Below are 15319 nucleotides of genomic sequence, written 5' to 3'. Positions count from 1 at the left end.
AGGGTTAACTTTTGGACGATCCCGTTTTTTTACAGATTTTCGAGTTGGAGATATTACTCGTTGTCTGACAACATTGAAGGGTCTAAAATCGTTTTGGCGATTTGCTCATCGAGTTCCTCGTAATCAAAATAGCCAATGGTTTCGTACAGTTCCTCTCGCGATTGCATCGAGGAGAGGAACGACTTCTGCGTACCTTCCTGGAAAATGGCCTCAAATACCCGCTCAATAGCTTTCGCAGCCACGCGCACGCTCGTCACTGGGTAAATCACCATGCGATATCCCCATGATTCGAATTGAGCCGCGCTGTAGTAGGGCGTCTTGCCAAATTCAGTCATATTTGCTAGCAATGGAACGGGAACACGTTCCGCAACATACCGAAATTCTTGCTCGCTCGTCAAGGCCTCGGGAAACACTGCATCCGCACCAGCCTCAATATACAGATTAACGCGATGAATCAAGGCATCTAGACCTTCCACACTTTTGGCGTCGGATCTCGCCACTACCACTAGACCCGGCGCTACCCTCTTCAACATTCGAATTTTTTCGACCATCTCTGAAGCTTCGACAAGCTTCTTGCCATTCAAATGTCCACATTTCTTTGGCATCAACTGATCTTCAATTTGGATCGCGGCCACACGAGCTTCTACCATTTCCTTGGCTGTTCGGGCGACATTCAGAACGCCGCCGTAGCCCATATCGATATCCACCAGTACCGGAAGACCTGAAGCACGGACGAGATCAGCCGCGCGTTCGGCCACTTCATTGGAGTAGACCAGCCCCAGGTCCGGCAAGCTACGGCTAGCAGTGTAAGCTGCGCCAGACAAGTACAACGCTTCAAAACCTGCACGCTTGGCCAGGCGCGCTGTTAACCCATCGTGGGCTCCTGGTATTTTAAGAATGTTCGATTGTTGAATACGCATCAAAAACTGCTTCGCCAGTTCCGCCTGACTTGGTTGTTCTTCCACCAGCCATGCCACGCGCATGTCCCCCTCTCCGATGACAAAAATCCCTGCGTTCAGTTTCAACATCTCAAAGTTTTAGGCTTGGGATGGGTCGCTTCTGTTTTTTTCTCTTCAATGAGCTTTTTTCGTTAAGTGAACGCTACTTACCCAAGAGAAAATTGTACAGATGTGAAAAAGCCATGAATATCTCGCAAAGTATGTCCTATGAAGTCGAATTAAGTCTACAAAACATGTTGACCGTCCGTCATTTTCCCTATAGAATTTGTTCTGCAAGCCTCGTATAACGCTAGTAATAAGGTCTGGCGGTTTCTACCAAGCAACCATAAATTGCTTGACTACGGGGAAAGTGGACGACATCTACTAAAAACAGTACAGACAGGTTTTTCATTCCTATTTCTATAGAAATCAGCCTGTCTGTTTGTTTTTCTTAGTTTTAGCCCGCTTTTTCTCCGCAGTCAGACAAGACTGGTTGGGAGAAAAGGCGGGCTATGCTTTTATGCCATCATACCATCTTTGCATAAAATTCTGGGGGAAGAACTGTGAGTCAGCAGACAACCACGCTCGTCCATAGACAAGCGGCGGAAGACACAGCGTTTCGAGTTGAAACGCTCGGTACTGAAATTGTTCCTGCGAGTCAACGGCATGGAAAGCCTCGCGAACTGTTCTTTGTCTGGTTTGCAGCCGTATTGACTTATACGGGCGTAACCATTGGTCAATTGTTTACCAGTCTTGGTTTAAATGTCTGGGAAAGTTTTCTGGCTGCCATCATTTGTTCTATATCATTTGCTTTACTAGGTTACGCTTCTTGCGCTGGCCCAAAAGGTGGTACAGTGACCTTAACGCTCTCCAAAGCATCGTTTGGTGTTCTTGGCAATAAAGTTCCTGCCCTTTTCAGCTGGCTTTCTGCTGTGGGCTGGGAAGCTGTAACCATGGTTTTGACGGTTTATGCAATGTTAAGTCTCGCTGGATACATTGGACTTCCCTCCAGCGGTATTGGTCCAACAATTGTTGCCCTAATTCTAACCTTGATTCTCACTTACTCCGTGCCCGTGCTCGGTCATGCTACAGTGATTACCATGCAACGCATTCTTTCATATATCCTTGCCGCATGCACCATCATTCTTATTTTTGCCATTTTACCTAAAGTACACTGGGGATTCAGTGTTCCCGTTAAAGATATGGCTGCACATGGCTCATGGCCCACATTTCTGATGGCTCTCTCGATTGGTCTTATCAGTACTTTCTATGGATGGGTCAATTTCGCTGCCGACTATTCACGTTATCTTCCCGCCCAAACCTCGGCTGGTAAAATTGTTTCTGCCACGTTTTGGGGCGGCGGTATTGCTTCACTAATTATGATGGGGGTCGGCATTTTATTAGGTACTTTTGTCAATCCTCAAGCTTTTGCCAGCAACCCTGTAGGAGCGATTGCTCATGCTGTTCCCGCTTGGGCAGCTATTCCCTTTCTCATTGTTGTCGTGCTTGGCGATATTGCCGCTAATTACTTAAACGCCTACAGCTCTGGTATGAGTTTTCTTTCTCTCGGAGTTCCTATGAAAAGATACGGCGCAGTTTTGTTAGATGGCGCACTTTGTACATTGATTGCCATCTATCCACTGTTCATCTCGCCACAATTCATGAATTTCTTTTCCAATTTCTTGTCACTCAACATTATCGTCATTGGTCCCTGGGCAACCATCTTCCTGCTCCATCATTTCTTGATTCGCGGACGTTACTCCGAAAACGGACTCGCTTCCAATCAACCGCATTCCGACTATTGGTATCAGGGAGGAATTCACTGGGAGGCCATTGTCTCGTTTATCATTGGTATTGTTGCGACGATTCTCTGCGTCAACAGCCAACTTTATGTCAGCCCACTCAGCAATCAACTGTTTGGTGGAGCAGACTTGAGCGCTTACGCAGCTCCGATTGTGACAGGTATGGTTTACTATTTACTCGCTTCCCGTAAAATACGTAAGCAAGCAAATCTCTTGAAATCAGCCGCTTAAACGACTTTCTCATCAAAATATACCCATACAAGCAGGTTGAAACTTTGTTATACTGACAAGGATGTCCACACAACTGGGCATCCTTTCTCTATTATCGAGCAGAGAGCGTGATATTCATTCATCGTCAAATCAACATCAAATTACATGAATTGGAGATTTCTTGCTTGTGGATGACCAAAGCCAATGCCAAACGTATCACCTTGCGATTCCATACAGATGGTCAATTACTCGCAATTTCTCACCCGTCTGTATCTCAATCGGTTGTGGAAGAAGTTATCCGTAAACAAGCCAATTGGATTCAGAAAACCCGCTCTCATCTGCTTTCTGAACGAGATCGGACTTATTATCGACTGCAAAGCGGTGAACAAATCCAAGTTTGTGGTAAAAATTATAAATTTATAGTACAACCGAGCCATCAGGACGATCCGCTCCGACTCAAGGTAGATAAAGATGAACATCTGACATTTTTTATCCCTGAACATACACAACCTGAAGAATTAGCGGAAAGCGCCCGCCAATTGCTGATTCAATGGCTTCGCAAAAAGGGAAGTTCATGGTCAACAATGCGTGCTGAGATTTGGGAGTCTCGAATGAATGTTAAGTCTACGCAGATTCGAGTGAAAGAGCAGAAAACAAGATGGGGTAGCTGTTCTAGTCAAGGAAATATCAATCTCAATTGGAGAATATTTCTTGCCCCTCTAGATGTCATTGATTATGTCCTTGTTCATGAACTGGCGCATTTATTGGAAATGAATCATTCGGACGCTTTTTGGCGCATTGTAAAATCCCATCTGCCTCACTATCAGGAATGTATCCAATGGTTAAATCATCATGGTCGTAGTCTTGATGTGCAATTGATAGTGAAATCATGACATTTTCTGATTATTGAACGATTGAGGAAAAGGAGCTTTGGCAACGTGCGTATACGCCGTCAATACCGCTTACCCCTATATCAGCAGAGAGCAGGAAATTATTTATGGAACTCGGCAGAGTCTTTGTTGAACGATACTGATTTTTGGTTACCTGAGAAGCAGGTTTGTATGGAAGTTGGATGCGGCCGTGGCGCTTTTCTTTGCCAACTCGCCAGTCAATTCCCAGATATTCATTTTTTAGGTGTTGACATTGAACCGTATCTCACCGCATTCACCGCAACCCGAGCCCGTGAAGCGGGACTTAAAAATATACGTACACTGTCAGCTGATATATCTACTTTAATGGAACATCTTCCAAGACACCGACTAACGCGAATTTATTTGAATTTCTCTGATCCCTGGCCACACCGCAGACATGAGAAACGCCGATTGACACATCCGCGTTTTATCCAACTTTATGAACGTTGGCTGAATAAGGATGGTGCTCTGGAACAAAAGACGGATAATGGTCCATTTTTTGCATGGTCGATTCAACAGTTTCAAAAGGTTGGCTGGAGCGTTTGCGAGATAGAACACCATGTGGGTGAAAATGGATTGTCCACAGAAACATGCTCTTATAGTGGGAAATATATACAGACTGACTTTGAAGCACGCTTTCGTCAGGAAGGTTTGACCATTCATTATTTATTGGCGATCCCTCCCAAAACTTTATGAATTTATGAATTATCTGGGATTTAAGGATTTTAAACAAAGAAAGGATATGTGTATGTTATCGTTTATGAAAACTGCTCTATTTCAAAATATACCTAATTTAGATGAGGGGTTTTTTGCAACTCATCTGTTTCCTATGCAAATCGACAAACAAGAAATCCTTTTTCTTCAGGGTGATGAAGGCCATCATCTCTACGTATTGGAAAGTGGATCACTCGAAATATACGTTGAACATGAGCAACGGCGTTTGGTTTTAGGCCACCAATTTGCAGGAGAAGTGGTTGGTGAATTGGAACTCGTACACCCTGACCACCATCGCACAGCATCTGTACGCGCACTGGAGCCTTGCTTTTTATGGCGAATCAGCCGCGAAAGTTTTTTAACGATTGTGCACGCTTATCCAGAGATACTTTTGCGAATTGCCCGAATGCTTGCCGAACGTTTACAACAGGCCGATCGTAAACTGAGTTACTTTGCCTTCTTGGATGCCCGTTTGCGAATTGCCAATCTTTTACTGGACATGGAAAAGAATTTTGGCGTTAAAAATTCTGCGGACGGAAGTACGCATATTGCTTGGCGAACCTCACAACAACGAATGGCAGAAATGATTGGCTTAAACCGTGAATCTGTTTCTCGCACGCTGACAGAATTCGTTCGTCTAGGTTGGATTAAATTGGATGGCAGGACTGTGATCATCCAGAACCAAGAGGAGTTGGAACGTCTCGTGAGCCAATCTATGCTCATCGCTAAAGGACGGCTTTGGCACACGGATATGGCACAGTTAATGTTCACAGACGACAAAGAGAACGACAGACTAGAATGAACTCTACTTAGCGATAGTTGCTCTCTTTTCTGATGAATGGCCTTCATTTATTTCGTTATTGACGGGTTTTGTAAAAAAGAAGGTGAATCCTCCCACAAGTACGCCAATAGCAAATATTGCACCTTTGCGGGGAAGAAATCCGTTACCGCCAGATGATTTCATAGTTTAACGTCTCCCACCGTTTTGATTCAGATAATACTTCAGCAAAATATCCTGATAATCATGAAAAAATTCTTGAGTCTCAGGCAAATAAACACCCATGCGAATTCCTCCGAACAATGGACCACTGACAACCACTGAAAATCTCCCGGACGTTATATAAGTGCCGATGACCTGCAATTCATCTAAAATCAGTAAAAAAGCTGTAATGACATTCATGCCATACATCCATTGATTAGCTTCTTCTGTTACACCAAACATTTGATACCCTGTAACAGGTCCAGATAAAGACAGAGAAAAGGCGCCTGAAGACAAAAAGACCCCAGATATTTTCAATTGTTCTGTAAGCAAAAAAGCTGCTGTTAATAGTCCTAATCCACGATAAAGCGCTTCGATTGCGGCTGTCCCTTGCCCCCCACTCCCACTTTTCATACTCTCCACCATCCCAGCTATTCGCATTACCTTATGTCATCAGCATAAGATACGGCACAGCAGCAGCCAAGATGTTTACCATTAAAATGAAAGGAATTTTTTTATAGAAAATGAATGAAAAAAGCCCTTCTCGCAAATCATTGGCGAAAAGGGCAAACTTGCTTACTTTTTGTCTTTCAGAAAATCCCTTGAGTAAGTGATAGAATCCTTTTAGGACTTATGCTTATGGACCCGCTGGGCCATTTGGAGCACCAGGTCCCGGAGGAGGCGTTGGTGCTGCCGGTCCAGTTGCAGCTGGCCCTTCAGATTCCGAAGCAAACGACTGCGCCAAATCTGCTACATTCGGGTAACCAAGACCTGTTGCCGGATTCCATACAGTCCCCGCCGTCCCCGTGTAGTAAAGATTGTCATTGCTCGTACCTGTCGCATTCATGGGAGTGAATGGAGAATTTGGCTGTTGAGCAAATTGATAGACTTGCGGATTCCAAAATCCTACTCGTCCACCCACTTTCGCATCAATGAGAGAAGCGATGCCGTTTAACTGTGGAGCCACAAAGCTGGTTCCACCCCAGCCACTTCCCCACTCCTGACCAGCGCCAAATGTGGTACTGTAAATGTTATAGCCTGTGAACGGATCGGCATTCATGGCAATATCCGGCATAGCCCGCCCACCATTAGAACGTCCAGAAATGACAGATGGATTCGGATTAAAGCTCCATGAAGTATCTTTATCAATAGGAGTTAAATAAGGTACTGCATGATACTGTGATACTCCTGGCACGCCGTTTTGATACCAAGGTTGGGAGAAGATAACGCTATATCCTCCACCGCCGCCAGCAATGAAGTTGGGCGCAAAGCTCGCTTCACTGCTAGCTCCAAAGATGCTGTAGTATGGCCAGAGATAATCCCAGCCCCAAGCCCGCTGTGTAGTGACCACCGAGTCAGGTATGCCTAGAGAACTGCCAAAGTTGTTAGGAATATCAGACCAAGGCAATGTAGTTCCACCAGCAGCCGTCACATATGGACTGTCTGCCGGATCATCCACTGCCAGATTGGTTGTCGTCCCATAACCTGTGTCGTTAATGGCATCATAGGCACCTTGATCTCCGGCTGCAATAAACGTGCTGATACCTTGTGCAGCCGCTTCCATAAACACTTCATTGAAAGACTGAGCATAGCCTGGAGATTCTTCGCCTTGCTGAATCAAATAGTTAATAATGGTTTCGCTCTCACCCCAGCTAGCAGACAGAGAGTCGACTTGGTTGCTCGAAATCGCATTGAAAAATGCATCTACAAATCCATAATCCGTATTCGGCGCTTCATAGACATCAATATTGGCTTGTGGAGCAATAGCACCTGACTGTTCAATGTCTAATGCCGTTTCGCTCGATCCAGCAGCTTCTGAAGGAGCGCCTGAACCACCATCAACATTGATATAATTTATGCGATTAGGTTTGACGGAAATGCCATACCCCTGCCAGAACTTGTATGGATCATCCGGATAAACACTGGCCAAGGTGACAATACCTATGGTCTCGCCCTGACCCTCATCTCCTTGCGACTGCAACGGCGTAATATTGTATAGTTTCTCCATCTGTTGTGGTGTCACAACACCCGTAGGTGGTGTATTAGAAGAAGAACCACGGTTGGGAAGTTTACTTAAAACAGACTGTGGTACGCGTACAGCATTGGATACAAAAGGGCTATAGTTGGTCAACCCAAGTACGGCTAAAATAGGTGAACCCACATTGGCGGGTACTTTCGGAGGACCGGGAACACCGTGAAAGTTTTGCCCTTGGAGTCCCATATTCTCTAAATTGACGCTGAATGCTTGGTCAAACTCACCTGCTGTTCCGTTTAATGTAATATCAAGATTATTAGGATAAACATAGGCGGTAATGCCAAATGATTGAAAATAGTTTACTATAGCTTGAATAACGGACTGAGGTTGCCCAAATTGTTGAGCAAACTGAGCGGTACTCATAAACTGGTGGAACTGGGGATTACCCGGAGTTGTACTATTCTGAATAAACTGTTGCAACGCTGCGGTATTTTGGGTCTTTAAAATAATGGATACGGTGACTGGAGTATTCGCTGGAGTATTGCCGAACACGGTGGCATGCGGTACCACGGCTGGACCTATGCCCTGTTGTAAGGTTACCGTCTGTTGCGGTGGTGCAGACATACCCTGCAAGCCAATCATCGATGTGGCTAGCGTGGCCAGCAATGCACCAGCGTACTTTTTTTTCCCCATTCAATGTTCCCCCTACAGGCTGAAATCAAAACCTCGAAATCAAGTCTACTGAATATTTGATATAGACGCAATAGAATTTTTTGTCTAAATTTATCGACTTAATAATGAATTTTAATACATATTTAAGAAAGAACATGCGAGAAATGTGGCAATAAAAAACCTCCATATAAAAATGCTCCTACAATCACAAAAGCTGGATGTACCTTGAGAAAACGGATAAAGAACAACGACACAGCGGCAATCAGTAAATCTTGTACCCAGCCAAGAGTACGCGCACCGGTTTCTAATACCTGCCAGGTAAGAATACCCATAAGTACCGTGATCACCGGTAAAATCCAACGTGTCATTCCTTTCACCACAGCCGATTGACGAAACTTATCCACAAGCCTTAGCATAACGATTAAAGCTATTGCGGATGGCACAATGGTTGCCAAAAGTGCTGCCAAGGCACCCACAGCTCCTCCTTTGCTGTAGCCCACAGCAGCAGCTATTTTAGTCGCTACCGGACCAGGAAGTGCATTGGCAACAGCGAGCACATTTGCAAAATCTCCAGCACTCATCCAATGATAGTGATTCACTATTTGCGCTTCCATCAGCGGAATAGATGAGGGCCCCCCGCCGTAGCCCAGCAAATTCGCGATGAAAAAACCTATCAATAACGCTCCTGTCAAACGTCTTTTCCCCCTTTGGCCGATCCGCTTTTATCCATCCATCGAGACAGTTTGCCCGTTTGTCCAATCAGAGCACCAAATGCGAGAAAAGCCAAGACAACCACCGCATCAGGTATGCGTAACCATAGCAGGCAACCTAAAGCAGCTAGAACACCTAAAAATGCAGCAGGCCAGCGCAGCGATTGTATCGATTTGCGAGTAAAATCGTAGGCAAGCATACCGAGCAAAACGGATATTACCGGATTGACCGCCGCAATCATCAGACGCACTGCATGGTAAGAGCGATAGTGATTAATTATTCCAAAGAAGAGCACAACCAACAATGTGGAAGGTAAAATATGTGCCAGAACGCCCAGTAAAGCTCCCAGCCACCCACCGATTCGAAATCCAAAATAGGCAGCCATCTTAGTAGCCATGGGTCCCGGTAACGTATTAGCCAAGGCCAGAATTTCTGCGAATTCAGAGTCATCCAACCACTGATAACGTGTTACCGCCTCGTAGCGAAAAAGCGTCATGGTGGCAGGACCGCCACCATAACCAACAATCCCCACTCGCAACATGGCTGTCATCAATTCACGTAAATTCCCCTTTTTTTCTACCATGCAGCCACACATCCGTCTGTACGTGGTTCAGTCGCACCAGCTAAGACCCCGTCTGCTCTTCTCCAAATGATTTGCCCTCGGCCAAAGCTGCCACCATCGTTCATAATTTGCAGTTCATGCCCACGCTGACTGAGCGCTTCTGCCACATGTGCAGGAACGTTGCGTTCAATTTGAACTCGATTTCCTTCTACCCATTGCCAGCGAGGCGCATCAAGCGCAGCCTGAGGATTTAATTGGAAGTCAAGTACATTCTGTAAGACCTGCAGGTGACCTTGCGGTTGCATAAAACCGCCCATCACACCAAACGGCCCCATTGCTTCGCCATCTTTGCTCAAAAAACCTGGTATAATCGTGTGATACGTGCGCTTACCAGGAGCCAGTGCGTTGATATGTTGTTCGTTGAGCGAAAAAGTATGGCCGCGATTTTGCAGAGAAATGCCTGTTCCAGGCACCACCACACCTGATCCAAAACCCATATAATTACTTTGGATAAAGGAAACCATGTTCCCTTCGCCATCTGCAGTGGCTAGATAAACGGTTCCACCAGCGTCTGGTTGTATTCCAGGCTGCTTGGCTTCTGTTCCAATTTGCTGCCGACAGGCGCGCAGTTTTTCACTAGACAACAGGTCTTCCTTAGTTGTTCGCATCCATCGGGCATCCGTCACTTCTTCTTTGGCAATTTGAAAAGCTTTCTTAATAGCTTCTATGGACAAATGGAGAACCCACTCATTTTCTCGACCGGCTAATTCATCTTCAGCCAGCATTCCTAAGGCCATAAGAGCCACAATGCCTTGCCCGTTGGGTGGAATTTCCCAGACATCATAACCACGATAGCGAATGGAAATCGGATCGACCCATTCCGGAGAATAGCTTCCCAAATCTTCAATACTCAAAAATCCTCCTGTCGCAGCAGCATGCTGTACAATTTGTTCAGCAATTCGACCGCGATAAAAGGATTCTGCTTGTGTTTCTGCAATCTCAATTAAAGTGCGTGCATGACCAGGAGACCTCCAGATTTCACCAGGTTGCGGTGGTCGTCCATGGGGCGCAAATGTATGAAACCATTCTTCAAACAAGTTTCCCTGCAGTTTTTTTTGATAAGCTTGATAAGCTCTATTCCAATACTTACCTGCTATTGGAGCAACGGGATGCCCTTGTTCAGCCAGTTCAATGGCCGGTGCAAGTACTTTAGAGAAAGGCAGACGACCAAATTTTTTAGAAACAGCTGCCCAGGCCGCTGGTGCACCAGGGACGGTAACGGGTAACCAGCCATAGACGGGCATTTCTTGATATCCCATAGATTTAACTTTTTTGATGTTCAATGCGTTGGCAGAAGGACCAGAGGAATTTAATCCATGAAGTTTCCCCTGATGCCAGATAAGGGCAAAGGCATCACTGCCAATTCCGTTAGAGGTGGGTTCTACAACAGTCAGTGCTGCTGCAGTAGCTACCGCCGCATCCATAGCGTTCCCTCCTGCCTGAAGTACGGCTAATCCAGCCTGGGCAGCAAGCGGGTGGGAAGTTGCCACCATACCGCGTCTTCCATAAACGGTCATACGGCGTGAGGGATAGGGATGATAGAGCGGGTCAAAATTGAGCATAATGGCAATCTCCCTTCATAATAACAACCTTCAACTTCTACGCTTTCGCGGATCAAGCCAGATTTGCAATCCGTCACCGAGCAGATTAAAACCGAGGACCGCTACAGCAATAGCAATACCTGGTACAATCGCTAACCAAGGCGCTTCCGTCAGATAGCCTTGCGCTGTGTGTAACATGGAGCCCCAACTTGGAGTAGGTGGCTGTGCTCCCAGGCCAAGATAGGAAAGGCTCGCTTCTGCCACGATTCCCGAGGCAACCGCCAATGTAGCTTGAATAATCAACGGCGTTGTAATATTGGGGAAAACATGACGCAACATAATTCGCCAATCTCTCGCCCCCAGTGCGCGCGCCGATTGGATATATTCTTTCTCCATCTCGAGCAAAACCTGACCACGCACTGTTCGAACAAAAACAGGAATATATCCAACTGCAATAGCGAATGTCGCATTACGAATACCCGGTCCTAACATGGCTGCCAAAACCAAAGAAAGAATTAAAAATGGAAAAGCTTGAATAGCATCCACCACACGCATGACCAACCATTCATCAACAATACCTCGATAAAATCCACTCAAAAGGCCTACCGGAATTCCTATTACAAGTGAAATGACCACAGAACCAATAGAAACTTCCATAGAAGTTCGAGCCCCAAAAAATACCCGGGTTAAAACATCTCTTCCGAGTTCATCTGTGCCAAACCAGTGGGTAGCATTCGGTGCTTGAAGAATCGCTGAATAATTCAATTGTATAGGCGAGAAAGGAGTGAGCCAGGGAGCAAAAATTGCGATGATGATCACCATGGCCACTAATATAGCACCCGTCCACAATGAAACATTCTTGCGCAAATGTCGCCAACGATTTTTTCGCAGCAGGCGTGTCTCACTATGAAGCTCTGAGTGGGTGATTTCAACTTGAGCCATCTCTACGCTGACCTCCCTCCCAGTTGAATGCGTGGATCAACCACGCTGTAAAGCACATCTACAACCAAGTTCACCAACACCACAGCAACTGCTGCTATCAAGGCGGTTCCTTGCACAGTTGTGTAGTCGCGGCTAAAGACACTTTGCACAAGCAAACTTCCAAAACCAGGGAGAGAGAAAATGGTCTCCGTAATAACCAACCCGCCAAGTAAACCAGCAATTTGTAAACCGCCTGTAGTAATGACAGGAATAAGAGCGTTCTTTAAAGCATGATGAATGATGACACCATAACCTGACATTCCTTTAGCCCGTGCTGTTCGAATAAAATCCATGTCCAAGACATCCAGGAGCGCACCGCGTAACATGCGCATGAGCACAGCCGCTTCACGAATGCCTGTGGCAACTGCAGGTAAAACCATACTCTGTAAATTTTGCAATGGATTCTGCCAAATTGGTACATATCCTGAAGATGGAAACCAGTGCACACGCACCGTAAATAACAGCAAAAACAAGATACCAATCCAAAAAGGAGGCACAGCAATACCTACCGTAGCACTGAACAGTGCGGTTACATCTAACCACTTGCCACGAAAAACAGCAGCCAAAATCCCCATCGGAAAAGCAATTAACAGTGCCACCAGAATGGTGCATACCGCCAGTTCAACAGTCACAGGTAAACGTTGCATGATGAGATGATTGACAGATTCCCCATCTAGCAAAGACTTTCCCAGATTGCCTTGCAGTACTTGCCCAAGCCATTGAATATATTGAATGGGTAACGGTTTATTGAGACCTAACTGTGCTGTCAGAGCAGCAATGGCAGTAGGAGTGGCATCCTGCCCAAGAATAACTTGAGCAGGATTGCCAGGAATAAGATGAATGAGTAAAAACACGATTATAGAGACAATCCAAAGTACAGGTATTGCAGTCAATACGCGCCTGACTATATAAGCCATACGAACTCACCTCTCGCTGCCGTTGGCACAAATGTAATAACCCTATAGAAATCTGCCCCCGCGCGCATGGCTCTTTTTAGGACAGGTAAACATTTTGTAAGCGCAAAACTCCATCCGCATACGCTTTAAATCCATGCAACTTGTTGGTATAGGCAAAAATATTGTTTTGATGGTAGAGGTACACATAAGGAGCATCCTGATGAACAATATTTATGACTTGTTTATAGAGCGCCTTACGTTCAGACATGCTGGAAACCTGTCGCGCTTCATTCAGCAACGCGTCAACCTGTGGATTGGAGTACCCAGAATTATTGAGCGATCCGTTGGTGATAAGGAAACTATAAATGTCTTGATCCGGATCTAGTCGGCCTGACCAGCCTAGCATTGAACCTTGGAAATTATGATTGTCAGCATTGCCTAGTAAGGTACCAAACTCTAATTGTTCAATGTTCATCTTGATACCATACTGACCAAGCATACTTTGAATAATGGTCGCAATTTGCTGATCAACCGGATCGTTAGCTGTCTGCATAGTAAAGCTAAATCCATTCGGTTTGCCGCCTTTGACAAGCAGTGCATGAATTTCTGTGGCATTAGGCGTCGGCGGTGTATCCTCACTTACGGAGTAAACTGGAGAGGCAGGTGAGAATGGGCTGTATCCAGGAACAGCCGACCCTTTCAACATAGCGTTGACCAGCGTCTGACGATTGATGGCCAAATTAACAGCCTCTCGAAGATCAACATTGTTAAAAGGAGGCGTCAAACAATTTAAATAGAAACCTTGATACCCAAGTCCTGGTGTATTCGATACTACATAGGCAGGATTACTGGATAGGGAACTTAACTGTTGAGGTGGAACCGTATCAATGATTTGCACCGCGCCACTTTCCAAATTGGCTAACTCCACATTGGGATCGGTAAAAATTTTAAAGACAATTTTCTTCAGTTTGGGTTCACCATTCCAGTAGTGAGGATTTCGGATTAACGTGATATGGTCGCCTTTGATACGATCTTTAAACATAAATGGTCCCGTGCCGACCGGATCGTTCACAAAATTGGCGCCCTCTTTTTGAACAGCAGTGGGTGACACCATCATCCCTGCGCGACCGGCGAGTATGGCCAAGAGCGGACTAAAAGGTTGCTTTAAGTGGAGTACTACCGTATCGTTGCTGGGTGTATCAATACTTGCTATATCCAAAAGCGAACTGCGCCGCGGAGAGAGCTTGCTCATATCGCGCTCCAAATTGAATTTGACAGCCGCAGCGTTGAACGGTGTACCATCTTGAAACGTGACATGCTGGTGAAGGTAAAAAGTATACGTCAAGCCGTTGTTGCTGACAGTATAATTTTTTACCAAATCCGGGACAATCGATTTTGTGGAAGTTAATCTAAACAACGTGTCATAAATATTCATCATGACTTGACGATCAACCAGTGCGCTGGAAAGAGCAGGATCAAGTTTAGGTGGGTCTGCCGAGAGTCCAACATAGAGTGTACTTGTAGAAGCAGATGTGTTAGCCGCAGGAGTGGTACTTGAATTGCTAGAAGCATTGCTTCCTGAACTCTGACTGCCACAGGCGGTCAATAATCCCGCTGTTGCAATAATTCCGAAAATTTTAGCTGCATGTTTGACTTTTCTCATTACGGGAATCCCCCTCATCTACATCCCTATTTACGCTTATCTTTGCATACGCCCTTCTTGGCGAGCTACATCGAGAATGCGCAGATCTTTTTCTACATGGTCCTGCATGCGCTGATACGCCAACTCTCCGTCACCACTAGCAATAGCCTGCCAAATAGCTGTGTGTTCCGCAAATAGATTCGTTTGTAATTGATTGATGCGCAGCACCAGCAAACAGTAGTACTGAATCAATGTCGAGACATTTTCCAGCATGCGCTGAATTCTAGTATTACGACACGCTTCCCAAATACACTGGTGAAATTCAGAGTTTAATTGAATAATGTCGATCCGTCTCTGACCCTCCAATACCGCTGAGGTTTGCTGCAAATTGTCTGTGATACGCAAAGCAATATCTTCATCCCAACGAGCAGCAGCTAATTTAGCAGCATACGGTTCCATAGACAGGCGCAGTTCATAGATTTCATAGAAATCTGCGTACGAGGGTTCAAAAACGCGTAAACTTCCCTCTCCTTCTTTGACCAGTTGTTCGACCACCAGCATGCGTAACGCCTCGCGAATCGGTGTTCGGCTCGTACTAAATTCTTTGGCCAAACGCGATTCAACCAATTTTTCGCCTGGCGCCAGTCTCCCACTGAGAATCTCTTGTTTTAAGTAGCGGTAGACTTGTGCAGAAAGTACATCAGCACGCTGTACGATTGGATCGG

At 45.6% G+C, this 15319-nt stretch carries 15 protein-coding genes and 1 riboswitch; of the genes, 4 read left to right on the top strand and 11 right to left on the bottom strand.

The features are described 5' to 3' along the window. Positions 1-53: 53 nt before the first annotated feature. Complete coding sequence (gene prpB / locus FY534_RS00975; RefSeq protein WP_072874022.1) at positions 54-977, bottom strand: methylisocitrate lyase; 924 nt, start codon at positions 975-977, stop codon at positions 54-56. A gap of 241 nt (positions 978-1218) precedes the next feature. Then, positions 1219-1320: riboswitch (purine riboswitch) on the top strand. A 181-nt stretch (positions 1321-1501) separates the two neighbouring features. Between prpB and FY534_RS00970 the strand changes: the two genes are divergently transcribed. The 4 genes from FY534_RS00970 to FY534_RS00955 all read left to right on the top strand — a co-directional run bounded on the left by FY534_RS00970 (position 1502) and on the right by FY534_RS00955 (position 5377). Further along, positions 1502-2971 (top strand): purine-cytosine permease family protein, encoded by a 1470-nt coding sequence (locus tag FY534_RS00970; RefSeq protein ID WP_072874023.1) that lies wholly within the window; start codon positions 1502-1504, stop codon positions 2969-2971. Positions 2972-3141: 170 nt separating this feature from the next. Next, positions 3142-3843: a M48 family metallopeptidase gene (locus FY534_RS00965; protein ID WP_238413708.1), complete on the top strand. Its 702-nt coding sequence runs from the start codon at positions 3142-3144 to the stop codon at positions 3841-3843. Between the two features lie 45 nt (positions 3844-3888). Further along, positions 3889-4557 (top strand): tRNA (guanosine(46)-N7)-methyltransferase TrmB, encoded by a 669-nt coding sequence (gene trmB, locus FY534_RS00960; RefSeq protein ID WP_072874025.1) that lies wholly within the window; start codon positions 3889-3891, stop codon positions 4555-4557. 52 nt (positions 4558-4609) lie between these two features. Next, the gene (locus FY534_RS00955; protein ID WP_072874026.1) at positions 4610-5377 is read left to right on the top strand and encodes a Crp/Fnr family transcriptional regulator; all 768 of its coding nucleotides are present in this window, start codon (positions 4610-4612) and stop codon (positions 5375-5377) included. Between the two features lie 3 nt (positions 5378-5380). On the opposite strand, the gene FY534_RS00950 is transcribed toward FY534_RS00955, so the two are convergent. The 10 genes from FY534_RS00950 to FY534_RS00905 form a co-directional block, all read right to left on the bottom strand. Continuing rightward, the gene (locus tag FY534_RS00950) at positions 5381-5539 is read right to left on the bottom strand and encodes a hypothetical protein (protein ID WP_165611975.1); all 159 of its coding nucleotides are present in this window, start codon (positions 5537-5539) and stop codon (positions 5381-5383) included. 3 nt (positions 5540-5542) lie between these two features. Next, entirely contained in the window at positions 5543-5968 is a 426-nt protein-coding gene (locus FY534_RS00945) for a hypothetical protein (protein WP_072874027.1), read from the bottom strand. Between the two features lie 223 nt (positions 5969-6191). Beyond that, positions 6192-8222 carry a S53 family peptidase gene (locus tag FY534_RS00940; protein WP_072874028.1) on the bottom strand — a complete coding sequence of 677 codons (2031 nt, stop codon included), beginning with the start codon at positions 8220-8222 and terminating at the stop codon, positions 6192-6194. 122 nt (positions 8223-8344) lie between these two features. Next, a complete protein-coding gene (locus FY534_RS00935; RefSeq protein ID WP_072874029.1) occupies positions 8345-8893 on the bottom strand; it encodes a chromate transporter in 549 nt (182 codons plus the stop codon). Then, positions 8890-9495 carry a chromate transporter gene (locus tag FY534_RS00930; RefSeq protein ID WP_072874030.1) on the bottom strand — a complete coding sequence of 202 codons (606 nt, stop codon included), beginning with the start codon at positions 9493-9495 and terminating at the stop codon, positions 8890-8892. The genes FY534_RS00935 and FY534_RS00930 overlap by 4 nt, the downstream gene beginning before the upstream one ends. After that, positions 9489-11096: a gamma-glutamyltransferase family protein gene (locus FY534_RS00925; RefSeq protein WP_072874031.1), complete on the bottom strand. Its 1608-nt coding sequence runs from the start codon at positions 11094-11096 to the stop codon at positions 9489-9491. Before FY534_RS00925 ends, FY534_RS00930 begins: the two co-directional genes overlap by 7 nt. A gap of 30 nt (positions 11097-11126) precedes the next feature. Next, positions 11127-12017: an ABC transporter permease gene (locus FY534_RS00920; protein WP_083574187.1), complete on the bottom strand. Its 891-nt coding sequence runs from the start codon at positions 12015-12017 to the stop codon at positions 11127-11129. Between the two features lie 2 nt (positions 12018-12019). After that, positions 12020-12973: an ABC transporter permease gene (locus FY534_RS00915; protein WP_072874032.1), complete on the bottom strand. Its 954-nt coding sequence runs from the start codon at positions 12971-12973 to the stop codon at positions 12020-12022. Positions 12974-13049: 76 nt separating this feature from the next. Then, the gene (locus FY534_RS00910) at positions 13050-14615 is read right to left on the bottom strand and encodes an ABC transporter substrate-binding protein (RefSeq protein ID WP_072874033.1); all 1566 of its coding nucleotides are present in this window, start codon (positions 14613-14615) and stop codon (positions 13050-13052) included. A gap of 36 nt (positions 14616-14651) precedes the next feature. Then, positions 14652-15311, bottom strand: a complete 660-nt coding sequence (locus tag FY534_RS00905) for a GntR family transcriptional regulator (RefSeq protein WP_255567420.1) — start codon at positions 15309-15311, stop codon at positions 14652-14654. Between the last annotated feature and the right edge of the window lie 8 nt (positions 15312-15319).

This window comes from Alicyclobacillus sp. TC (assembly GCF_016804365.1).
GTDB classification, from domain to species: domain Bacteria; phylum Bacillota; class Bacilli; order Alicyclobacillales; family Alicyclobacillaceae; genus Alicyclobacillus_I; species Alicyclobacillus_I tolerans.
Note: the sequence above shows the minus strand (reverse complement) of the source record. Positions and strands in the feature narration are given on the sequence as shown.

Bases quoted from the DNA above. Each gene is read 5' to 3' on its own strand.
- FY534_RS00915 (WP_072874032.1), bottom strand. From the start codon at position 12,973: ATGGCTTATATAGTCAGGCGCGTATTGACTGCAATACCTGTACTTTGG.
- FY534_RS00965 (WP_238413708.1), top strand. From the start codon at position 3,142: ATGACCAAAGCCAATGCCAAACGTATCACCTTGCGATTCCATACAGAT.
- FY534_RS00940 (WP_072874028.1), bottom strand. From the start codon at position 8,222: ATGGGGAAAAAAAAGTACGCTGGTGCATTGCTGGCCACGCTAGCCACA.
- FY534_RS00945 (WP_072874027.1), bottom strand. From the start codon at position 5,968: ATGAAAAGTGGGAGTGGGGGGCAAGGGACAGCCGCAATCGAAGCGCTT.
- FY534_RS00955 (WP_072874026.1), top strand. From the start codon at position 4,610: ATGTTATCGTTTATGAAAACTGCTCTATTTCAAAATATACCTAATTTA.
- FY534_RS00920 (WP_083574187.1), bottom strand. From the start codon at position 12,017: ATGGCTCAAGTTGAAATCACCCACTCAGAGCTTCATAGTGAGACACGC.
- FY534_RS00950 (WP_165611975.1), bottom strand. From the start codon at position 5,539: ATGAAATCATCTGGCGGTAACGGATTTCTTCCCCGCAAAGGTGCAATA.
- FY534_RS00930 (WP_072874030.1), bottom strand. From the start codon at position 9,495: ATGGTAGAAAAAAAGGGGAATTTACGTGAATTGATGACAGCCATGTTG.
- FY534_RS00925 (WP_072874031.1), bottom strand. From the start codon at position 11,096: ATGCTCAATTTTGACCCGCTCTATCATCCCTATCCCTCACGCCGTATG.
- FY534_RS00910 (WP_072874033.1), bottom strand. From the start codon at position 14,615: ATGAGAAAAGTCAAACATGCAGCTAAAATTTTCGGAATTATTGCAACA.